We start from the raw sequence: 20226 nt of genomic DNA, 5'->3' as shown, positions 1-20226 counted from the left end.
AGGCAGTGGTAATCCGGACTTGGAAGGCGTGACCTGATGGTGGAGATCAAGACCCCCGAGCAGATCGCGAAGATGCGGGCGGCCGGGCTGGTCGTCGCCGAGGCGCTCAAGGCCTGCCGCGAGGCGGTCGCTCCCGGGGTGACCACCCAGGAGCTCAACGACATCGCCGACAAGGTCATCACCGACCACGGCGCCACCTCGAACTTCCGCGCCCACCACGGCGGGTTGTGGTTCCCGGGCGTCATCTGCGCCTCGGTGAACAACGAGGTCGTGCACGGCATCCCCGGAGAGCGGGTGCTGCAGGAGGGCGACATCATCTCGATCGACTGCGGCGCCATCCTGGACGGCTGGCACGGCGACTCGGCGATCACCGTCGCGGTCGGCGAGGTCCGCCCCGAGGTCGAGATGCTCAGCCGGGTGACCGAGGGCTCGATGTGGGCCGGCATCGCCCAGATGAAGAAGAACAACCGCCTGGTGGACGTCTCCAAGGCGATCGAGGGCTTCATCCGCCGCCAGCCGCTGCCGCCCAAGGGCAAGTGGGGCATCACCGAGGGCTACGGCGGCCACGGCATCGGCACCGCGATGCACATGGAGCCGCACGTGCTGAACTACGTCGAGCGCGGCCGCGGCAAGGGCCCGAAGCTCGTCCCCGGCACCGTGCTGGCGATCGAGCCGATGGTCTCGCTGGGCACCCCGCACACCGCGGTGCTGGACGACGAGTGGACGGTCGTCACCAACGACGGCACCTGGGCCTCGCACTGGGAGCACTCGGTGGCCGTCACCGAGCAGGGTCCGCTGGTGCTGACCGCCTTCGACGGCGGCAAGGCCGAGCTCGCCAAGCTGGGCATCACCGCGGCTCCGGACCCGCTGGCGTAGTCGCCGCGGTGGCCGATCGCCGCCCCTGACAAGGGATCAGAGCCCTGGAGGTTTGGACCTCCAGGGCTTTTGTCCTATTTTTAACGGCTGGCAGTGGCAGTCGGCTTACGAGCGAGCAGGAGAGAGCACGTGCTCAAGGGATTCCGCGACTTCATGATGCGCGGCAACGTCATCGACATGGCGGTCGGTGTGGTCATCGGTGCCGCGTTCACCGCGGTGGTGACCGGCTTCGTCTCCGCCTTCCTCACCCCGCTGGTGGGCGTGGTGGTCGGTGCGGCCGGCGACTTCAGCTCGTACAAGGCCGAGATAGGCGGGGTGAAGTTCCCGTACGGCCAGTTCCTGAACGTGCTGATCGCCTTCTTCATGACCGCCGCGGTGCTGTACTTCTGCGTCGTGCTGCCGATCACCAAGGCCACCGAGCGGTACCTGCCGAAGAAGCCGAAGGCCCCCAAGCGCCCCTGCCCCGAGTGCCTGACCGAGATCCCGCAGGCCGCCCGCCGCTGCTCGGCCTGCACCGCCCACGTCGAGCCGCTGACCATCCCCACCGGGGTCTGACGCGACCGGTGTGACGGTGGACTCCTTCCGGTACCCCCGTTTTGGACCGTGGGACGCGCTGGCGTAGGATGGACCGTCGGCTCACTCGTAGCGTGCTTCAGCGCGCCCTCATCCCTCCGGGGACGGGGTGAACCCAGGTTCGCACGAGCGTTCCGCATACGGTAGCCGGTCCCGGAAGGTGGATCTCGCAGTTCATGGCTAAGAAGCAAGGCGCCATTGAGATCGAGGGCACCGTGATCGAGTCTCTTCCGAACGCGATGTTCAAGGTCGAGCTGCAGAACGGTCACAAGGTCCTCGCGCACATCAGTGGCAAGATGCGCATGCACTACATCCGCATCCTGCCGGACGACCGGGTGGTCGTGGAGCTCAGCCCCTACGACCTCACGCGCGGCCGGATCGTCTACCGCTACAAGTAAGAACGTCAGATCTAGACCCGGAGAACCTGAACCATGAAGGTCAAGCCGAGCGTCAAGAAGATCTGCGACAAGTGCAAGGTGATCCGCCGTCACGGCCGGGTCATGGTGATCTGCGACAACCTGCGCCACAAGCAGCGCCAGGGCTGATCTCCCTCCCGCATTTCTCGTAGTACTTCGCGCGACGCGAAAACGTCATACGCGGGTCACCCGATCCGTCCCGGAAGGGACGGACTGCCGCCCCCGGTCAGAGGCCGGGGCTCCCTCACCGTGAGGTGTCGGAGTAGGTGGCTCGTCAGACCTCTGAAGAACCACAGGAGCCTTGAATGGCACGCCTCGCCGGCGTTGATCTCCCCCGTGAGAAGCGGATCGAGATCGCCCTTACGTACGTGTACGGCATCGGCCGTACCCGCGCCCAGCAGACCCTCGCCGAGACCGGCGTCAACCCGGATGTCCGCGTTCGCGACATCACCGAGGACGACCTGGTCAAGCTGAGCCAGTACATCGACGCCAACTACACGGTCGAGGGTGACCTCCGCCGTGAGGTGGCCGCCGACATCCGCCGCAAGGTCGAGATCGGCTGCTACGAGGGTCTGCGTCACCGCCGTGGCCTGCCGGTCCGCGGCCAGCGCACCCACACCAACGCGCGTACCCGCAAGGGCCCGCGTCGCGCGATCGCCGGCAAGAAGAAGCCGGGCAAGAAGTAGTCCGTCCCGTAACCGGACATCCCTCCGGCCCGCGGGTCAGCGGACCGACCACCTCAGTAGGAGAACAGACTTATGCCCCCCAAGGGTCGTCAGGCTGCCGGCGCGAAGAAGATCCGCCGCAAGGAAAAGAAGAACGTCGCTCACGGCCACGCGCACATCAAGAGCACGTTCAACAACACCATCGTTTCGATCACCGACCCCGCGGGCAACGTGATCTCCTGGGCCTCCGCCGGCCACGTCGGCTTCAAGGGCTCGCGCAAGTCCACCCCGTTCGCCGCGCAGATGGCCGCCGAGGCCGCTGCCCGTCGCGCGCAGGAGCACGGCATGCGCAAGGTCGACGTCTTCGTGAAGGGTCCGGGCTCCGGCCGCGAGACCGCGATCCGTTCGCTCCAGGCCACCGGCCTGGAGGTCGGCTCGATCCAGGACGTCACCCCCACCCCGCACAACGGCTGCCGTCCGCCGAAGCGCCGCCGCGTCTGACGCAGCGCCTTCGGGCTCGCAGTCTGCTTTAAACCTCGTACGGGGTCCCGTTTTCCGCGGGACCCCGTACGCTTGGCATGAGGCCATCGCCTCATGGCCGTCCGTTCGGCGTCAAATAGTGGGCGCCGAAGACTGGAGGATCGAAACCCCATGCTTATCGCTCAGCGTCCCTCGCTGACCGAAGAGGTCGTCGACGAGTTCCGCTCCCGGTTCGTGATCGAGCCGCTGGAGCCGGGCTTCGGCTACACCCTCGGCAACTCCCTGCGCCGCACGCTCCTGTCGTCGATCCCGGGTGCCGCTGTCACCAGCATCCGCATCGACGGCGTCCTGCACGAGTTCACCACCGTGCCGGGCGTCAAGGAGGACGTGACCGACCTCATCCTCAACATCAAGCAGCTGGTCGTCTCCTCGGAGCACGACGAGCCGGTCGTGATGTACCTGCGCAAGCAGGGCCCGGGCGTCGTGACCGCCGCCGACATCGCCCCGCCGGCGGGTGTCGAGGTGCACAACCCCGAGCTGGTCCTCGCCACCCTGAACGGCAAGGGCAAGCTGGAGATGGAGCTGACCGTCGAGCGCGGTCGCGGCTACGTCTCCGCCGTCCAGAACAAGGCCTCCGGCCAGGAGATCGGCCGCATCCCGGTCGACTCGATCTACAGCCCCGTGCTGAAGGTCACCTACAAGGTCGAGGCCACCCGTGTCGAGCAGCGGACCGACTTCGACAAGCTGATCGTCGACGTCGAGACCAAGCCCGCCATGCGTCCGCGCGACGCCATGGCCTCGGCCGGCAAGACCCTGGTGGAGCTGTTCGGTCTCGCCCGCGAGCTGAACATCGACGCCGAGGGCATCGACATGGGCCCGTCCCCGACGGACGCCGCCCTGGCCGCCGACCTGGCGCTGCCGATCGAGGAGCTGGAGCTCACGGTCCGCTCCTACAACTGCCTCAAGCGCGAGGGCATCCACACGGTGGGTGAGCTCGTCGCCCGCTCGGAGGCCGACCTGCTCGACATCCGCAACTTCGGTGCGAAGTCGATCGACGAGGTCAAGGCGAAGCTGGCCGGCATGGGCCTGGCCCTCAAGGACAGCCCGCCCGGGTTCGACCCGACCGCCGCCGCCGACGCCTTCGGCGCCGACGACCTGGACGACGCGGGTTACGCGGAGACCGAGCAGTACTAAGAGATTTGGCCGCGGGGGCGGTTCTTCCGAGGACCGTCCCCGTCGTCATGAAAGCCGTGCGGGCACAGTGCCCGTACGCCCGCTGCGGTACCTGGTACGGCCGCAGTCGGAGATCCAAGGAGTAATTCCATGCCGCGTCCCACCAAGGGTGCCCGCCTCGGCGGCGGCCCGCACCACGAGCCGCTGCTGCTCGCCGGTCTGTGCCGGGAGCTGTTCCAGTACGGCCGCATCACCACGACCGAGGCCAAGGCCCGTCGGATGCGCCCGCTGGCGGAGAAGCTCATCACCAAGGCGAAGAAGGGCGACATCCACAACCGTCGCCTGGTGCGCAAGACCATCACGGACATCGCCGTGCTGCACACCCTCTTCACCGAGATCGCGCCGCGCTACGAGAACCGCCCGGGTGGTTACACCCGTATCACCAAGATCGGTCCCCGTCGTGGCGACAACGCCCCGATGGCCGTGATCGAGCTGGTCGAGGCGCTGACCGTCGCGCAGACCGCCGTCGGCGAGGCCGAGGCCGCCACCAAGCGGGCCGTCAAGGAGGCCGACGCCAAGGTCGAGGCCCCCAAGGCCGACGAGGCCGAGGTCGCCGAGCAGGCCTGACACCGCCAGGTGTGTTGCGGGCCCGCTTCCCCAGCGATGGGGGAGCGGGCCCGTTTTCTCGTCCCGGGAGAGGAACAGCAGTGGTCAACGATTGTGCCGAGCAGCCGCCGGTGAAGGACGGCCCGGCCGACGGGTACGTCCGGGTCCGGCTCGACCTCGCCTACCAGGGCGCCGAGTTCTCCGGCTGGGCCCGCCAGAAGGGCGGCCGCCGGACGGTCCAGGAGGAGATCGAGAGCGCGCTGCAGGTCGTCACCCGCAGCCGGGAGCTCTTCCCGCTGACCGTGGCCGGCCGCACCGACGCAGGCGTCCACGCCCGCGGCCAGGTCGCCCACGTCGACCTGCCGGCCGAGCTGTGGGAGGCGCACCGGGAGAAGCTGCTCCGCCGGCTGGCCGGGCGGCTGCCCGGGGACGTCCGGATCTACCGGGTCGGCGAGGCGCCGGCCGGGTTCGACGCCCGCTTCTCGGCGATCTGGCGCCGGTACGCGTACCGGGTCGCCGACCACCCCGGCGGGGTCGACCCGCTGCTGCGCGGACACGTGCTCTGGCACGACCGGCCGCTGGACGTGGACCGGATGAACGAGGCCGCGAAGCTGCTGCTCGGCGAGCACGACTTCGCCGCGTACTGCAAGAAGCGCGAGGGCGCCACCACCATCCGCACCTTGCTGGAGCTGCACTGGGACCGCGTCCCGGTGGACGCCTACGCGAGCCAGGAGGGCACCCTGGCGGTGGCCACCGTCCGGGCCGACGCCTTCTGCCACAACATGGTCAGGGCGCTGGTCGGCGCGATGCTGCTGGTCGGCGACGGGCACCGGCCGGTGGAGTTCCCCGGCGAGGTGCTGGCTGGCGGGGTCCGCAACTCGGCCGTCAACGTGATCCGCCCCTACGGGCTCACCCTGGAGGAGGTCGGCTACCCGCCGGACGACCAGCTCGCCGAGCGGAACCGGCAGGCCAGGCGGATGCGCACGCTGCCCGGGCAGCCCGTCGCCTCGTAATCGGTTTTGGTCCGGGGCGTCCGCTTGGGACAATCCCTGCTATGGGACACGTCGAGATTTCGCACCTGGAGTACTACCTGCCGGACGGGCGGGTGCTGTTCGACGACGCGTCCTTCCGGGTCGGTGAGGGCGCCGCGGTGGCCCTGGTGGGCGCCAACGGGGCCGGCAAGACCACTCTGCTGCGCATGATCGCGGGGGACATCCAGCCGCACGGCGGCACGGTGACGATCAGCGGCGGGCTCGGCGTGATGCGCCAGTTCGTCGGCACCACCGGCCGCGAGGACCAGAGCGCCACCCCGGGTGCCCTGCCCGCCGACGCGTCGGTGCGCGACCTGCTCGTCTCGGTCGCCCCGGAGCGGATCGCCAAGGCCGCCCGCGCGGTGGACGCCGCCGAGCTGGCGATGATCGCCCAGGACGACGAGAAGACGCAGATGGCTTACGCCCAGGCGCTCTCCGACTGGGCGGACGTCGGCGGCTACGACTACGAGACCGACTGGGACGTCTGCACCATGGCGGCCCTCGGGACGCCCTTCGACAAGGCCCAGTGGCGGGGCCTGAACACCCTCTCCGGCGGCGAGCAGAAGCGGCTGGTGCTGGAGGCGCTGCTGCGCGGCCCCGACGAGGTGCTGCTGCTCGACGAGCCGGACAACTACCTGGACGTCCCCGCCAAGCGCTGGCTGGAGGAGGCCATCAAGGCCACCTCGAAGACCGTCCTGTTCATCTCGCACGACCGCGAGCTGCTCTCCCGCACCGCGGACAAGATCATCAGCGTCGAGTCCGGCGGTGCCGGCAGCAGCGTCTGGGTGCACGGCGGCGGCTTCGACACCTTCCACGAGGCCCGCAAGGCCCGCTTCGAGCGGTTCGAGGAGCTGCGCCGCCGCTGGGACGAGGAGCACGCCAAGCTCAAGAAGCTGGTGGTCAACCTGCGTCAGGCCGCCGCCGTCAGCCACGAGATGGCCTCCCGCTACGCGGCCGCCCAGACCCGGCTGAAGAAGTTCGAGGACGCCGGCCCGCCGGAGGCGCCGCCGCGCGAGCAGAGCATCTCCATGCGGCTCAAGGGCGGGCGCACCGGGGTGCGGGCCTTCACCATGGAGCGGCTGGAGCTCACCGGCCTGATGCAGCCCTTCGACCTGGAGGTCTTCTACGGCGAGCGGGTCGCGGTGCTGGGCGCCAACGGGGCCGGCAAGTCGCACCTGCTGCGGCTGCTCGCGGGCGACGGCAGCGTGGCCCACACCGGCGACTGGAAGCTCGGCGCCCGGGTCGTCCCCGGCCACTTCCGGCAGACCCACGCCCACCCGGAGCTGTTCGGCCGTACCGTCCGCTCGATCATCGAGGAGGAGCACGCGCTCAGCCGCGGCGCCGCGATGGGCGCGCTGCGACGGTACGAGCTGGACCGCCAGGAGGAGCAGAAGTTCGAGTCGCTGTCCGGCGGGCAGCAGGCCCGGCTGATGATCCTCAAGCTCGAACTCTCCGGTGTGACGGCCCTGTTGCTGGACGAGCCGACCGACAACCTGGACCTGGAGAGCGCCGAGGCGCTGCAGGCGGGGCTGGAGGCCTTCGACGGCACGGTGCTGTGCGTGACCCACGACCGCTGGTTCGCCAAGACCTTCGACCGCTTCCTGGTGTTCGGGGCGGACGGCCGGGTCTTCGAATCGGCCGAACCGGTCTGGGACGTCACCCGGGTCGAGCGCGAACGCTGAGTGACGGCGGGGTGGGCGCCAGGGGTTTTTTGACCCCTTCCCGCCCGCCCGGTAACCTGGACGCTTGATGTGCGTATTGGCTCGCTCTATCTCACGTGAGAGGTCGGTACGCCGGAGACATCAGGTCGACGACCAGCGGTCCCCCTTGAATTGCGTCCAAGGGTGGCCAGGCTGCTCATCCCTCCGGGTGCTCCTGTCAGGACTCACTCACTGAAAAGCGAAGGCTACGACCGTGCGTACGTACAGCCCCAAGCCCGGCGACGTCCAGCGTCAGTGGCACGTCATCGACGCGACCGACGTCGTGCTCGGCCGCCTGGCCTCCCAGGCCGCCAACCTCCTCCGGGGCAAGCACAAGGCGATCTACGCGCCGCACGTTGACACTGGTGACTTCGTCATCATCATCAACGCCGACAAGGTGCACCTGTCCGGTAACAAGAAGACCCAGAAGCTGGCCTACCGCCACTCGGGCTTCCCGGGCGGTCTGCGCTCGGTGCGCTACGACGACCTGCTGGCGAACAACCCCGAGAAGGCCGTCGAGAAGGCCATCAAGGGCATGATCCCCAAGAACAGCCTGGGCCGCCAGATGCTCTCCAAGCTGAAGGTCTACTCGGGCGACCAGCACCCCCACGCTGCCCAGCAGCCGGTGCCGTTCGAGATCACCCAGGTCGCGCAGTAATTCGGCCACCAAGCCCCCCAACACTGAAAAGAGCTGAGGATCATCGTGGCCGAGACCACTGAAACCCTTGAGGTCGACTTCGACGAGGCCGTTGAGGCCGTCGAGGGCGAGTACACCTCCGAGGAGAGCTACACCTCCGAGTCCCTGGCCGGCCGCTTCGGCGAGGCCACCCCGGGCGCCGGCCTCGGCCGTCGCAAGGAGGCGATCGCCCGCGTGCGCATCGTCCCCGGCACCGGCCAGTGGAAGATCAACGGTCGCACCCTCGAGGGTTACTTCCCGAACAAGGTGCACCAGCAGACCGTGAACGAGCCCTTCAAGCTCCTCGAGCTTGACGGCCGTTACGACGTCGTCGCCCGCATCAGCGGTGGCGGCGTCTCCGGCCAGGCCTACGCGCTGCGCCTCGGCGTCGCCCGTGCCCTGAACGAGGCCGACGTGGACAACAACCGCGCCGCCCTCAAGAAGGCCGGCTTCCTGATGCGTGACGCCCGCGCCGTCGAGCGCAAGAAGGCCGGTCTGAAGAAGGCCCGCAAGGCGCCGCAGTACAGCAAGCGCTAATCGCGTCCCCGGGGGTGCGGCCCGCCCTGGCGGTGCACCCCCTGGTTGCGCAAACCGTCGCCCCGGAGTACCTCGTGTACTCCGGGGCGACGTGTTCCCCGGCTAACGTGCGGCGGCCGGGATCATCGGTGGGTTCCGAGCATGGTGATGGAGGACGGGACAGTGGGACGACTCTTCGGTACGGACGGCGTACGCGGTGTGGCCAACGAGGGCCTGACGGCGGAGCTGGCGCTCGGCCTGTCGGTCGCGGCGTCCCACGTGCTCGGCGAGGCCGGCGCCTTCGAGGGGCACCGGCCGGTCGCGGTCGTCGGCCGTGACCCCCGCGCCTCGGGCGAGTTCCTGGAGGCCGCGGTCATCGCGGGCCTGGCGAGCTCCGGCGTCGACGTGCTCCGGGTCGGTGTCCTCCCCACCCCCGCCGTGGCGTACCTCACCGGCGCGCTCGGCGCCGACTTCGGCGTGATGCTGTCCGCCAGCCACAACGCCATGCCGGACAACGGCATCAAGTTCCTCGCCCGCGGCGGCCACAAGCTGGACGACCGGATCGAGGACGCGATCGAGTCCCACTACCGCAAGCACACCGTCGACGGCGAGGACTGGAACCGCCCGACCGGCGCGGCGGTCGGCCGGGTCCGCGAGTACACCGAGGGCTTCGACAAGTACGTCGCCCACCTGATCGGCGTGCTGCCCAACCGCCTGGACGGGATCAAGGTCGTCATCGACGGTGCCCACGGCGCGGCCGCGTACGTCGCCCCCGAGGCCTTCGCCCGGGCCGGCGCCGAGGTCGTCCACACCCTGGGCGCCGAACCCACCGGCCTCAACATCAACGACGGCGTCGGCTCCACCCACCTGGACCGGCTGCGCGACGCGATGAAGGAGTACCGGGCCGACCTCGGCATCGCCCTGGACGGCGACGCCGACCGCTGCCTGGCCGCCGACGCCGAGGGCAACGAGGTGGACGGCGACCAGATCATCGCCATCCTCGCCGTCGCCATGAAGGAGGCCGGCACCCTGCGCCGCAACACCGCGGTCGCCACCGTGATGTCCAACCTCGGCTTCAAGCTGGCGATGGAGCGCGAGGGCATCGACCTGGTGGAGACCGCCGTCGGCGACCGCTACGTGCTGGAGGCGATGAAGGAGCACGGCTTCGCGCTGGGCGGCGAGCAGTCCGGCCACGTCATCCTGCTGGACCACGCCACCACCGGCGACGGCACCCTGACCGGCCTGATGCTGGGCGCCCGACTGGCCGCCACCAAGCAGCCGCTGGCCGACCTGGCCGCCGTGATGACCCGTCTGCCGCAGGTGCTGATCAACGTCAAGGGCGTCGACAAGAGCCGGGTGCGGACCAGCACCGAGCTGGCCGCCGCCGTCACCGAGGCCGAGACCGCGCTGGGCGCCACCGGCCGGGTGCTGCTGCGCCCCTCCGGTACCGAGCCGCTGGTCCGGGTCATGGTCGAGGCCGCCGACCCGGCACAGGCCGAGGCGGTCGCGCAGCGGCTGGCCGAGGCTGTGCGCACCCACCTGGGCTGAGGCCCCGTACGGCGAAGGGCCCCCGCCCGGTGCGGGGGCCCTTCGTGGTGTGTCCTTCGCCGGATGCGTTCGCCGTGCGTCCTTCGCCCGGTCAGAGCTTGCGCAGCAGTGCCCGGCGGACCTTGTGGTCCGGGCCCTTCTGCAGGACCAGGGTGGCCCGGCCACGGGTGGGCAGCACGTTCTCCAGCAGGTTGGGCTTGTTGATGGTGCGCCAGACCTGCCGGCCGTACTCCATCGCCTCCTCCTCCGGCACCTCGGTGAAGCGGCGGAAGTACGAGTTCGGGTCCTGGAAGGCCGTCTGCCGCAGCTTGCGGAAGCGGTCCAGGTACCAGTGCTCGATGTCGTCGGTGCGGGCGTCGACGTAGATCGAGAAGTCGAAGTAGTCGGCCACCGCGAGGCGGGTGCGGCCGTCGGTGCCGGGCAGGGCCGGCTGGAGCACGTTCAGCCCCTCGACGATCAGGATGTCCGGGCGCTCCACCGTCAGCCGCACGTCCGGCACGATGTCGTACACCAGGTGGGAGTACACCGGTGCGGTGACCCGGTCCTTGCCCGCCTTCACGTCCGCCACGAAGCGCATCAGCGCCCGGCGGTCGTACGACTCCGGGAAGCCCTTGCGGGCCATCAGGCCCCGGCGGCGCAGCTCGGCGTTGGGCAGCAGGAAGCCGTCGGTGGTGACCAGCTCGACCCGGGGGTGCTCGGGCCAGCGGGCCAGCAGGGCCTGGAGCAGGCGGGCGGTGGTGGACTTGCCGACGGCCACCGAGCCGGCCACGCCGATGATGAACGGCGTGCGGGTGCGCTCGGTGTCCGGGGTGTCCAGGAAGGTGCCCAGCGCGCCGCGCAGGTCGTGCGTGGCGTGGATGTACAGGTTCAGCAGTCGGGACAGGGGCAGGTAGACGTCACGCACCTCGTCGAGGTCGAGGGCTGTGCCGAGGCCGCGCAGCTGCTCCACCTCCTCGGCGGTCAGCGGCAGTGGCGTACGCTCGCGCAGCGCACTCCACTCGGCCCGGCTGAGGTCCACATAGGGGGACGGGGACGAGCCGGGCGAGGCAGCTCCCCGCGTACAGAGTTCGGTCAGCACGTGCTCCATTGTGAGCCGTAGCGCCGTTCACCGTGGTTGTGGTGTCGGTCACGCAGCGTTCGCGCGGGGCGGGAAAAGGGCCACAGAACGGCCCTTATGCTGGCACGCATGTGCGGAATTGTTGGATACGTGGGCGCGCAGTCCGCCCTCGACGTAGTAATCGCGGGCCTGCAGCGACTGGAGTACCGGGGCTATGACTCGGCCGGTGTCGCGGTGCAGGCGCAGGACTCCCAGGGGCAGTGGAGTCTCGTCACGGACAAGCGGGCCGGCAAGCTCGGCAACCTGGAGAAGTCGCTCGCCGAGTCCCCCCTGCCCGGCGGCACCACCGGCATCGGCCACACCCGCTGGGCCACCCACGGCGGCCCGACGGACGCCAACGCCCACCCCCACCTGGACGACGACGGCCGGGTGGCCGTCGTCCACAACGGCATCATCGAGAACTTCGCCCAGCTGCGCGCCGAGATCGCCGAGCGCGGCCACACCCTCCGGTCCGAGACCGACACCGAGGTCGTCGCCCACCTGCTCGGTGAGGCGTACCAGGGTGACCTGGCCGAGGCCATGCGAGTGGTCTGCGGCCGACTGGACGGCGCCTTCACCCTGGTCGCCGTCCACGCGGACGCGCCGGACGTGGTGGTCGGCGCCCGCCGCAACTCGCCGCTCGTGGTGGGCCGCGGCGAGGGCGAGAACTTCCTCGCCTCGGACGTCGCCGCGTTCATCGCGCACACCCGCGAGGCGATCGAGCTGGGCCAGGACCAGGTCGTCGAGCTGCGCCGGGAGGGCGTGACCGTCACCAACTTCGACGGCACCCCGGCCGACGTGCGCGAGTACCACGTCGATTGGGACGCCTCCGCCGCCGAGAAGGGCGGCTACGACTACTTCATGCTCAAGGAGATCGCCGAGCAGCCGAAGGCCGTCGCCGACACCCTCCTCGGCCGGATCGGCACCGACGGCCGGCTGACCCTCGACGAGCTGCGCATCTCCGACGCGGACCTGCGCTCGGTCGACAAGGTCGTCATCGTCGCCTGTGGCACCGCGTTCCACGCGGGCATGATCGCCAAGTACGCGATCGAGCACTGGACCCGCATCCCCTGCGAGGTCGAGGTCGCCTCGGAGTTCCGCTACCGCGACCCGATCATGGGCCCCGGCACGCTGGTCATCGCCATCTCGCAGTCCGGCGAGACCATGGACACCCTGATGGCGCTGCGGCACGCCCGTGAGCAGGGCGCCAAGGTGCTGGCGATCTGCAACACCAACGGCTCGACCATCCCGCGCGAGTCGGACGCGGTGCTGTACACCCACGCCGGGCCGGAGGTCGCCGTCGCGTCCACCAAGGCGTTCCTCACCCAGCTGGTCGCCTGCTACCTGGTCGCCCTCTACCTGGGCCAGGTGCGCGGCACCAAGTGGGGCGACGAGATCTTCACCATCATCCGCGAGCTCGGCGACGCGCCGAAGCAGGTCGAGCAGGTGCTGGAGACCATGGAGCCGGTGCGCGAGCTGGCCCGCTCGCTGGCCGACGCCCGCTCGGTGCTGTTCCTCGGCCGCCACGTCGGCTTCCCGGTGGCCCTGGAGGGCGCGCTCAAGCTCAAGGAGCTCGCCTACATGCACGCCGAGGGCTTCGCGGCGGGCGAGCTCAAGCACGGCCCGATCGCGCTGATCGAGGAGGGGCTGCCGGTCGTGGTGGTCGTGCCCTCGCCGCGCGGGCGGTCGATCCTGCACGACAAGATCGTCTCCAACATCCAGGAGATCCGGGCCCGCGGCGCCCGCACCATCGTGATCGCGGAGGAGGGCGACGAGGCCGTCGTGCCGTACGCGGACCACCTGATCCGCATCCCGGTCACCCCGACCCTGCTCCAGCCGTTGGTCTCCACCGTCCCGCTCCAGGTCTTCGCCTGCGAGCTGGCCACGGCCAAGGGCCACGAGGTCGACCAGCCGCGCAACCTGGCGAAGTCGGTCACCGTCGAGTAGTCCCGCGCTCGTCGGTGACGGCGCCCCCGCGGTGGCTGCGTCCTACCGCGGGGGCGCCGTGTCGTGCGTGGACGGGAACGGCGCGGGCAGGTCGGTCGACGTGCCGGACCCGACCCGGGTGCGGGTGGTGCGGTCCTCGCCCTCGGACTCGGAAGTGTGCCGCGGGCCCGCTCCCCCGGGGCGGGGAAGCGGGCTAGCGTCGGCGGTAGCCGACTGCTGAAGGAGTTCTCCCCATGCGTCATGCACACCCCGTGGAAACCGTCCGGGCCGCCGAGGCCGAGCTGATGGCGCGGCTGCCGGAGGGCACGCTGATGCAGCGGGCGGCCGCCGGGCTGGCGGCGACCTGTGCGCGGTTGCTGGGCCGGCGTCGGGGGCGGGTGTACGGCAGCCGGGTGACGGTGCTGGCGGGCAGCGGGGACAACGGGGGTGACGCGCTGTACGCCGGGGCGGCGTTGGCGCGGCGCGGGGCGCGGGTGACGGCGGTGCTGCTCGCGCCGGAGAAGGCGCACCAGGGCGGGCTGGCCGCGCTGCGGGCGGCCGGCGGGCGGGTGACGGCGGAGGAGGAAGTCGGTCTGGCCGACTTCTCGTGCGCGGACCTGGTGCTGGACGGCATCGTCGGCCTCGGCGGCCGGGGCGGGCTGCGCCCCGAGGCCGTGCCGTACGCCCGGGCCGGGCGGCGCGGGGTGGTGGTGGCGGTGGACCTGCCCAGCGGGGTGGAGGCGGACAGCGGCGAGGTGCCCGGCGAGGCGCTACGCGCGGACGTCACGGTCTGCTTCGGCACGTACAAGCCCGGGCTGCTGATCGACCCGGGGGCCTCCTACGCGGGCGCCGTGCAACTGGTGGACATCGGGCTGGAGCCGCCGCGGCCGGAGGTGACGGCCCTGCAGCACGCGGACGTGGCGGCGCTGCTGCCGCTGCCGGGCGCGGAGAGCGACAAGTACCGGCGCGGCGTGGTCGGAGTGGCGGCCGGTTCGGCCACCTACCCGGGGGCAGCGCTGCTGGCGGTCGCCGGGGCGCTGCGGGGCGGTGCGGGCGCCGTCCGGTACGTCGGCACGGCGGCCGAGGAGGTGGTGCGGCGCTTCCCCGAGGCGCTGGTCACCGAGGGCGGCCCGGCCGGGGCCGGCCGGGTGCAGGCCTGGGTGGTCGGCCCGGGCGGTGGCGAGGGGGCGCGGCAGACGCTGGCCGAGGCGCTGGCGAGCGACGTCCCGGTGCTGGTGGACGCGGACGGGCTGACCGAGCTGGGCCGACTCGGCCCGGAGGCGCTGGCCGGCCGGACCGCGCCCACCCTGCTCACCCCGCACACCGGCGAGGCCGCCCGGCTGCTGGCCGGCGCCGAGGGCACCGCCCCGCCCGCCGCCGACGGGCTGGCCGCCGCCCGGCTGGCCACCGCCCGTCGGCTGGCCGCCGCCTACCGGGCCACGGTGCTGCTGAAGGGTTCCACCACCGTGGTCGCCGACCCGGGCGGGGCCGTCCGGGTGAACCCCACCGGCACCTCCTGGCTCGCCACCGCGGGCAGCGGGGACGTGCTGGCCGGGCTGGCCGGTTCGCTGCTGGCGGCCGGCCTGTCCCCGCTGGACGCCGCCTCGGTGGCCGCCTACCTGCACGGCCTGGCGGGCCGGGAGGCGGCCGGCGACCCGGGCGCGCCGGTGACGGCGCTCGCGGTGGCCGGGGCGTTGCCGGCGGTCTGGCGGGCGGTCCGGGAGCCGTAGCCGGCACCGGCCGGCGGCCCGGCCGCCCCGCCCCGGGGCGGAACCGAAACGTCCGTTCACGGCGTCCTCAGCTGGGCGGACGGGCCGTTCGCCGCAGGTCGGCGGGGTGCGGGGGGCCGCGGCACCGACCGTCGCGCCAATGGGCCGTTCGGCGAGGACTCCGGGACGTCTGGGAGACTGACCCTGATGACAACTGCGAACACGACCGGCACGGCCACCCTCACCGACGGCGTACGGGCCGAGGCGACCATCGATCTCGCCGCCCTGCGCGGCAACCTCGCGTCCCTGCGGGAGCGCGTCGGGAGCGCGGCGGTGATGCTCGCGGTCAAGGCGGACGCCTATGGCCACGGCGCGGTCGAGTGCGCCCGCGAGGCGGTCGCGAACGGAGTCGGCTGGCTGGGCTGCGCGACGCCGGACGAGGCGTTGGCGCTGCGGGCCGCAGGCATCCGCCCCGAGCAGGCCCGCATCCTGTGCTGGCTGTGGACGCCCGGCGGGCCGTGGCGCGAGGCGCTGCGCGCGGACCTGGACATCTCGATCAGCGGCCGGTGGGCGCTGGACGAGCTGCTGACGGCCGTTCGGGAGACCGGCATCCCGGCGCGCGTGCACCTGAAGGCCGACACCGGCCTCGGCCGCAACGGCTGCCAGCCGCACGACTGGCCGCAGCTGGTGGCCGAGGTGCGGCGCGCCGAGACGGAGGGGCTGCTGCGGGCGGTCGGCGTCTGGTCGCACTTCGCCGCCGCCGACGAGCCCGGCCACCCGTCGATCCAGGCCCAGTTGGACTCCTACCGCGCCGCACTGGCGCACGCCGAGGCCGCCGGTCTGCGGCCCGAGGTGCGGCACCTCGCGAACTCCCCGGCCACCCTGCTGCTGCCGGAGGCGCACTTCGACCTGGTCCGCACCGGCCTGGCCGCGTACGGGCTGTCGCCGGTGCCCGAGGTGGGTTCGCCGGCCGACTTCGGGCTGCGCCCGGTGATGTCGCTGTCGGCCCGGTTGGCGCTGGTCAAGCACGTCCCCGGCGGACACGGGGTCAGCTACGGCCACCACTACGTGACGCCCGGTCCGACCACCCTGGGCCTGGTCCCGGTCGGCTACGGCGACGGCGTCCCGCGCCACGCCAGCGGCACCGGCCCGGTGCAGATCGGCGGCAAGTGGCGCACGGTGGCCGGCCGGGTGGCGATGGACCAGTTCGTGGTGGACCTGGGCGGCGACACCCCCGAGACCGGCGACGAGGTGCTGCTGTTCGGCCCCGGCGAGCGCGGCGAGCCCACCGCCGAGGACTGGGCCCGCGCCTGCGGCACCATCTCGTACGAGATCATCACCCGGATCGGCGCCCGGGTGCCCCGCCGCTACCTGGGCGGCAGCCGCGACGGGGGCCACGCGGCATGACCGACACGCCGGCCGACAGCAACCCGGTCGCGGCGGTGGCCAAGGCGGCCGACGTGGCCACCGGGGTGAGCCGGGCCGGCGTGATCGGGATCTCGGTCGGTGTGCTGGCGGCCGGCGCGGCCGCGGGCGTCGCGATCGAGCGGCTGACGGTCGGACGGGCGATGCGCCGCCGGGCCCGGGCCGAGCTGGAGGCGACCGCCCCGTACGGGTCGCTGCGCGGGCGCCCGCTGACGGTGGCCGCGCCGGACGGCACCGGGCTGTACGTCGAGCTGGACGGCACCGGCTGGGACGAGCCGGACGGCGACCGTGACGGGGACCGCCCCGAGCCGAAGGGACGTGCCGGTGCCGAAAGGGAGGAGCGAGGAGGCCTGAGGAACGCGGGCGTCGGAGCGACGACCGTCGGCACCGGGTCAGAGCGTTCCGGAGGCGAGCGGGCGAGTACCAGCCCCGAGCCGCTGACCGTGGTGTTCAGCCACGGTTACTGCCTCAACCAGGACAGCTGGCACTTCCAGCGGGCGGCGCTGCGCGAGGGCGTGCGGCTGGTCTTCTGGGACCAGCGCAGTCACGGCCGCTCCGAGCGCTCCCGCTCGTACCTGGCGGGCGAGCCGGCCGGCATCGACCAGCTCGGCGGCGACCTCAAGGCGGTGATCGACGCCGTCGCGCCGACCGGGCCGCTGGTGCTGGTGGGCCATTCGATGGGCGGCATGACGGTGATGGCGCTGGCCGACCAGCACCCGGAGCTGTTCCGGGAGCGGGTCGCCGGGGTCGCGCTGGTCGGCACCCTGGCCGGCGACTGGAACGATGTGAGCCTCGGTCTGCCGAGGGCCGGGGCCAAGCTGTTCAAGAGGGTCGCGCCGGGCGTGGTGAAGCTGCTCGGCCGTCAGGTCGAGCTGGTGGAGGCGAGCCGGCGGATCGGCTCGGACGTCGCCGCCGTGTTCTACCGGCGGTTCTCCTTCGGGAGCCGGGACGTCGACCCCGGTGTGGTGCGGTTCGCCGAACAGCTGCTGGACGCCACCCCGATCGACGTGGTCGCCGAGTTCTACCCGGTGTTCGGCGCGCACGAGAAGTACGAGGCGCTGGCCGCCCTGCGCGGCCTGCCGGCCCTGGTGCTGGCCGGGACGAAGGACCTGCTGACGCCGTCGGCGCACAGCGAGACGATGGCGGAGCGGCTGCCGGGCGCCGAGCTGGTCCTGGTCGAGGGGGCGGGGCACCTGGTGCTGCTGGAGCGCCCGGAGCTGGTCGACCACGAGCTGGCGCTGCTGCTGCGCCGGGCCGCGGACTTCGCCGGGGCGGCGCCGCTGCCGCCGGCCGTCCTCGAGCTCGCCGCCGAGTCCGTCGATCCGACCGAGCCGGCCGAACCCGCAGAGCCGACCGAGTCCGCCGGCCCGTCCGGGGCAACCGGGGCGTCCGGGGAAGCGGCCGTCGACCCGGCCTGAGCCCCGTCGAGCCAGGACCGCGCGCCACGACGGGTGCGGCGATGTGGCACGGTAGCGGTGGCGGCCGGTGGTCGGTGCGCCGCTACGGACCGAAGGGCAAGACACGCGCATGGGCTCGCACGCCACTCTGACCGTCCCCACTCCGGAGCGGATGGGCCGGCTCGGCCGGGAGCTGGCCGCGCTGCTGCGGCCGGGGGACCTGGTGCTGCTCTCCGGCGAGCTGGGGGCGGGGAAGACCACGCTGACCCGGGGTCTGGGGGAGGGGCTGCAGGTCCGCGGGGCGGTGACCTCTCCGACCTTCGTGATCGCCCGGGTGCACCCCTCGCTGGTCGGCGGCCCGGCGCTGGTGCACGTGGACGCGTACCGGCTGGGCGGTGACCTCGACGAGATGGAGGACCTCGACCTGGACGTCTCGCTGCCGGAGTCGGTGGTGGTGGTCGAGTGGGGCGAGGGCAAGGTCGAGCGGCTGTCCGAGGACCGGCTGGAGGTGCGGATCGAGCGGGCGATCGGTGACACCGCCGGTGAGGACCACGACCCGCGCCGGGTGCTGCTGACCGGCATCGGCGGGCGCTGGGCGGGCGTGGAGCTGGCCGCACTGGCCTGAGCCGTGCTCCCGCACCGGTCGATCGGGTTCCACCGTCTTGCCGACAGGCTGTCGGCAAGGTGTTGCGGGCGGGGCGCCGGGCGTGGTGGGATGGGTGCTGCGGTTAGGTCTGCCTAACTAGGGAGGCGCCATGTCGAGCACCACCCCCGCCCCGGAGCGCGCCGCGCGCACCGCCGGGGCCGGAGAGTCCGCCCACCGCGCTCCGGGCGAGCCGATGCGGGCGTTGCTGGCCGCCTGCGCGGCCGCCGAGGCGGTGTCCACCCCGCCCGAGCCGCGGCCCCGACAGGCCGAGGAGCCCGAGGAGCCCGAGGCCGGTACTCCCCGGGCCGCTTAGGGCCTGTCGGGCCCGCCCCGGAGGGCGCCCGGATCAGGGGATCACGACCACCTTGGCGCCGTTCGGCGCGAAGTCCCAGAGCAGCTGTCCCTCGGCGCGGCCGCTGCGGATGCCGCCGGTCTTGGTCTTCGGGTCGGCGGTCGGGGTCGCGCCGTCCAGTGCCGCGCTGAAGCCGAACACCACGCCGTTCTGCTGTGCGAAGCGCACCACGTGCTCGATCTGCCGGCCGTCCGTTCCGGTGGCGCTCGGGTTGCGGCTGTACACCGAGTAGCTGCCCGGGGTGGGCTCGACCGAGCCCGGGGTGACCGGGAAGGCGGCTGTGACCTGCGGGTTCTTCTTCGGGTCGACCAGCCAGACGAAGTGGCTGCCGGCCGAGTAGACCACCCGGGTGCCGCTGCCCGAGGACGCCGGCAGCGGCGGGACGGTCGGGGTGGCGGAGGCGCTCGGCGTCGCGGAGGCGGCCGGGCCGGTGGACGTCGAGGCGACGGTCGGCCGGGCTCCGCCCGCGCGGTCCTGCGCGCCGTTGGCCTGGAAGGCCAGCAGGCTCACCACCGCCAGGGCCCCCAGGGTCAACCCCGTGACCACCACTCCAGGACCCATCTTCGCCACGTGCCCGCTCCCGCCGCCGTCCGCTGTTCGTACGGCCCTAATCGTGCCAGGTCTCCAGGGCGGGTCGGCAGCGCCCAGTACGTGTGTTCCTGAGGGGGACACCAGCTCGATCAGCCGGTCGGCCCAACGTCGGTCTAACCTTGACCCCGTGCTGCTGCTCGCGTTCGACACCGCTACCCCCGCCGTCACCGCCGCCGTCCATGACGGCACGGGCGTCCTCGCCGAGACCCATCAGGTCGACGCCAGGCGCCACGGCGAACTGCTGCTGCCCGCGATCGACCAGGTCCTGCGGGCCGCCGGAGTGGACAAGAGCCGTCTCACCGGCATCGCGGTCGGTGTCGGCCCCGGCCCGTACACCGGCCTGCGGGTCGGTCTGGTGACCGCCGCCGCGCTCGGCCACGCGCTGGGCCTGCCGGTGCACGGCGTCTGCACCCTGGACGCGATCGCCTTCCAGGCCCGCGCCGAGGGCCTGGCCGGGGAGCCGTTCACGGTGGCCACCGACGCGCGCCGCAAGGAGGTCTACTGGGCCTCGTACGACGCCGACGGCAACCGCACCGAGGGCCCGGGGGTGGACCGCCCGGCCGAGCTGACGCCCGAGGCCCGCTCGGTGGGCGCCGGCGCGCTGCTCTACCCGGACGCCTTCCCGGGCGCCCACGGCCCCGCGCACGTCTCGGCCGGTGCCCTGGCCGGCTTCGCCGCGGCCGAGCTGGCCGGCGGGCGCGAGCTGCTGCCGAACGTGCCGCTGTACCTGCGCCGCCCGGACGCCCAGGTCCCGGCCGGCTACAAGACCGTCCTGGGGGGCAAGGCGGTGCTCCCGGCGTGAACCACGGCACCACCCTGCGCCC

General features: G+C 72.2%; 22 protein-coding genes. 20 read left to right on the top strand and 2 right to left on the bottom strand.

The window, feature by feature from the left end:
- The first annotated feature begins 36 nt into the window (after positions 1–36).
- The 13 genes from map to glmM all read left to right on the top strand — a co-directional run bounded on the left by map (position 37) and on the right by glmM (position 10260).
- Positions 37–876, top strand: coding sequence for a type I methionyl aminopeptidase (gene map / locus ACZ7BZ_RS12910; protein WP_380460892.1), 840 nt, complete (start codon positions 37–39; stop codon positions 874–876).
- A gap of 129 nt (positions 877–1005) precedes the next feature.
- Entirely contained in the window at positions 1006–1431 is a 426-nt protein-coding gene (gene mscL, locus ACZ7BZ_RS12905; protein ID WP_470358384.1) for a large conductance mechanosensitive channel protein MscL, read from the top strand.
- Between the two features lie 194 nt (positions 1432–1625).
- Entirely contained in the window at positions 1626–1847 is a 222-nt protein-coding gene (infA, locus tag ACZ7BZ_RS12900; protein ID WP_003956442.1) for a translation initiation factor IF-1, read from the top strand.
- A gap of 33 nt (positions 1848–1880) precedes the next feature.
- A complete protein-coding gene (rpmJ, locus tag ACZ7BZ_RS12895) occupies positions 1881–1994 on the top strand; it encodes a 50S ribosomal protein L36 (RefSeq protein WP_003956441.1) in 114 nt (37 codons plus the stop codon).
- Between the two features lie 176 nt (positions 1995–2170).
- On the top strand, positions 2171–2551 hold the full coding sequence (rpsM, locus tag ACZ7BZ_RS12890) for a 30S ribosomal protein S13 (RefSeq protein WP_316523629.1): 381 nt from the start codon (positions 2171–2173) through the stop codon (positions 2549–2551).
- A gap of 72 nt (positions 2552–2623) precedes the next feature.
- Complete coding sequence (gene rpsK / locus ACZ7BZ_RS12885; protein ID WP_030232513.1) at positions 2624–3031, top strand: 30S ribosomal protein S11; 408 nt, start codon at positions 2624–2626, stop codon at positions 3029–3031.
- Positions 3032–3181: 150 nt separating this feature from the next.
- The gene (locus tag ACZ7BZ_RS12880) at positions 3182–4204 is read left to right on the top strand and encodes a DNA-directed RNA polymerase subunit alpha (protein ID WP_030055844.1); all 1023 of its coding nucleotides are present in this window, start codon (positions 3182–3184) and stop codon (positions 4202–4204) included.
- 129 nt (positions 4205–4333) lie between these two features.
- A complete protein-coding gene (rplQ, locus tag ACZ7BZ_RS12875) occupies positions 4334–4810 on the top strand; it encodes a 50S ribosomal protein L17 (RefSeq protein ID WP_470358383.1) in 477 nt (158 codons plus the stop codon).
- An 80-nt stretch (positions 4811–4890) separates the two neighbouring features.
- Positions 4891–5802 (top strand): tRNA pseudouridine(38-40) synthase TruA, encoded by a 912-nt coding sequence (gene truA, locus ACZ7BZ_RS12870; protein WP_470358382.1) that lies wholly within the window; start codon positions 4891–4893, stop codon positions 5800–5802.
- A gap of 41 nt (positions 5803–5843) precedes the next feature.
- Positions 5844–7502 carry an ABC-F family ATP-binding cassette domain-containing protein gene (locus tag ACZ7BZ_RS12865; protein ID WP_470358381.1) on the top strand — a complete coding sequence of 553 codons (1659 nt, stop codon included), beginning with the start codon at positions 5844–5846 and terminating at the stop codon, positions 7500–7502.
- A 232-nt stretch (positions 7503–7734) separates the two neighbouring features.
- Positions 7735–8178 (top strand): 50S ribosomal protein L13, encoded by a 444-nt coding sequence (rplM, locus tag ACZ7BZ_RS12860; protein ID WP_030055846.1) that lies wholly within the window; start codon positions 7735–7737, stop codon positions 8176–8178.
- A 45-nt stretch (positions 8179–8223) separates the two neighbouring features.
- Positions 8224–8733 carry a 30S ribosomal protein S9 gene (gene rpsI, locus ACZ7BZ_RS12855; RefSeq protein WP_350503556.1) on the top strand — a complete coding sequence of 170 codons (510 nt, stop codon included), beginning with the start codon at positions 8224–8226 and terminating at the stop codon, positions 8731–8733.
- A 162-nt stretch (positions 8734–8895) separates the two neighbouring features.
- Positions 8896–10260, top strand: a complete 1365-nt coding sequence (gene glmM / locus ACZ7BZ_RS12850) for a phosphoglucosamine mutase (RefSeq protein WP_470358380.1) — start codon at positions 8896–8898, stop codon at positions 10258–10260.
- A 91-nt stretch (positions 10261–10351) separates the two neighbouring features.
- Here the strand turns inward: glmM and coaA are convergent, their stop codons facing one another.
- Complete coding sequence (gene coaA, locus ACZ7BZ_RS12845) at positions 10352–11347, bottom strand: type I pantothenate kinase (protein ID WP_380460904.1); 996 nt, start codon at positions 11345–11347, stop codon at positions 10352–10354.
- Positions 11348–11446: 99 nt separating this feature from the next.
- Between coaA and glmS the strand changes: the two genes are divergently transcribed.
- From glmS to ACZ7BZ_RS12815, 6 genes are all read left to right on the top strand, one after another.
- On the top strand, positions 11447–13303 hold the full coding sequence (gene glmS, locus ACZ7BZ_RS12840) for a glutamine--fructose-6-phosphate transaminase (isomerizing) (RefSeq protein WP_380460906.1): 1857 nt from the start codon (positions 11447–11449) through the stop codon (positions 13301–13303).
- A 233-nt stretch (positions 13304–13536) separates the two neighbouring features.
- Positions 13537–15012 carry an NAD(P)H-hydrate dehydratase gene (locus ACZ7BZ_RS12835; protein ID WP_470358379.1) on the top strand — a complete coding sequence of 492 codons (1476 nt, stop codon included), beginning with the start codon at positions 13537–13539 and terminating at the stop codon, positions 15010–15012.
- 186 nt (positions 15013–15198) lie between these two features.
- A complete protein-coding gene (gene alr, locus ACZ7BZ_RS12830) occupies positions 15199–16398 on the top strand; it encodes an alanine racemase (RefSeq protein ID WP_470358378.1) in 1200 nt (399 codons plus the stop codon).
- A complete protein-coding gene (locus ACZ7BZ_RS12825; protein ID WP_470358377.1) occupies positions 16395–17834 on the top strand; it encodes an alpha/beta fold hydrolase in 1440 nt (479 codons plus the stop codon). Before alr ends, ACZ7BZ_RS12825 begins: the two co-directional genes overlap by 4 nt.
- Before the next feature lie 109 nt (positions 17835–17943).
- Entirely contained in the window at positions 17944–18438 is a 495-nt protein-coding gene (gene tsaE, locus ACZ7BZ_RS12820) for a tRNA (adenosine(37)-N6)-threonylcarbamoyltransferase complex ATPase subunit type 1 TsaE (RefSeq protein WP_380460914.1), read from the top strand.
- A 130-nt stretch (positions 18439–18568) separates the two neighbouring features.
- Positions 18569–18772 carry a hypothetical protein gene (locus ACZ7BZ_RS12815; RefSeq protein ID WP_470358376.1) on the top strand — a complete coding sequence of 68 codons (204 nt, stop codon included), beginning with the start codon at positions 18569–18571 and terminating at the stop codon, positions 18770–18772.
- Between the two features lie 33 nt (positions 18773–18805).
- Here the strand turns inward: ACZ7BZ_RS12815 and ACZ7BZ_RS12810 are convergent, their stop codons facing one another.
- Complete coding sequence (locus ACZ7BZ_RS12810; protein ID WP_380460924.1) at positions 18806–19372, bottom strand: hypothetical protein; 567 nt, start codon at positions 19370–19372, stop codon at positions 18806–18808.
- Between the two features lie 157 nt (positions 19373–19529).
- On the opposite strand from ACZ7BZ_RS12810, the gene tsaB reads away from it, so the two are divergent.
- On the top strand, positions 19530–20204 hold the full coding sequence (gene tsaB, locus ACZ7BZ_RS12805; protein ID WP_470358374.1) for a tRNA (adenosine(37)-N6)-threonylcarbamoyltransferase complex dimerization subunit type 1 TsaB: 675 nt from the start codon (positions 19530–19532) through the stop codon (positions 20202–20204).
- Positions 20205–20226: the final 22 nt, after the last annotated feature.

The organism is Kitasatospora sp. NPDC036934, assembly GCF_055608425.1.
This window is presented reverse-complemented; position numbering and strand designations above follow the sequence as displayed.

What these genes read in the sequence shown, in the direction of transcription:
- map (WP_380460892.1), top strand. Translation starts at nt 37, where the DNA reads ATGGTGGAGATCAAGACCCCCGAGCAGATCGCGAAGATGCGGGCGGCC.
- infA (WP_003956442.1), top strand. Translation starts at nt 1,626, where the DNA reads ATGGCTAAGAAGCAAGGCGCCATTGAGATCGAGGGCACCGTGATCGAG.
- rpmJ (WP_003956441.1), top strand. Translation starts at nt 1,881, where the DNA reads ATGAAGGTCAAGCCGAGCGTCAAGAAGATCTGCGACAAGTGCAAGGTG.
- rpsM (WP_316523629.1), top strand. Translation starts at nt 2,171, where the DNA reads ATGGCACGCCTCGCCGGCGTTGATCTCCCCCGTGAGAAGCGGATCGAG.
- rpsK (WP_030232513.1), top strand. Translation starts at nt 2,624, where the DNA reads ATGCCCCCCAAGGGTCGTCAGGCTGCCGGCGCGAAGAAGATCCGCCGC.
- ACZ7BZ_RS12880 (WP_030055844.1), top strand. Translation starts at nt 3,182, where the DNA reads ATGCTTATCGCTCAGCGTCCCTCGCTGACCGAAGAGGTCGTCGACGAG.
- rplQ (WP_470358383.1), top strand. Translation starts at nt 4,334, where the DNA reads ATGCCGCGTCCCACCAAGGGTGCCCGCCTCGGCGGCGGCCCGCACCAC.
- ACZ7BZ_RS12865 (WP_470358381.1), top strand. Translation starts at nt 5,844, where the DNA reads ATGGGACACGTCGAGATTTCGCACCTGGAGTACTACCTGCCGGACGGG.
- coaA (WP_380460904.1), bottom strand. Translation starts at nt 11,347, where the DNA reads ATGGAGCACGTGCTGACCGAACTCTGTACGCGGGGAGCTGCCTCGCCC.
- glmS (WP_380460906.1), top strand. Translation starts at nt 11,447, where the DNA reads ATGTGCGGAATTGTTGGATACGTGGGCGCGCAGTCCGCCCTCGACGTA.
- ACZ7BZ_RS12835 (WP_470358379.1), top strand. Translation starts at nt 13,537, where the DNA reads ATGCGTCATGCACACCCCGTGGAAACCGTCCGGGCCGCCGAGGCCGAG.
- alr (WP_470358378.1), top strand. Translation starts at nt 15,199, where the DNA reads ATGACAACTGCGAACACGACCGGCACGGCCACCCTCACCGACGGCGTA.
- ACZ7BZ_RS12825 (WP_470358377.1), top strand. Translation starts at nt 16,395, where the DNA reads ATGACCGACACGCCGGCCGACAGCAACCCGGTCGCGGCGGTGGCCAAG.
- tsaE (WP_380460914.1), top strand. Translation starts at nt 17,944, where the DNA reads ATGGGCTCGCACGCCACTCTGACCGTCCCCACTCCGGAGCGGATGGGC.
- ACZ7BZ_RS12815 (WP_470358376.1), top strand. Translation starts at nt 18,569, where the DNA reads ATGTCGAGCACCACCCCCGCCCCGGAGCGCGCCGCGCGCACCGCCGGG.
- ACZ7BZ_RS12810 (WP_380460924.1), bottom strand. Translation starts at nt 19,372, where the DNA reads ATGGGTCCTGGAGTGGTGGTCACGGGGTTGACCCTGGGGGCCCTGGCG.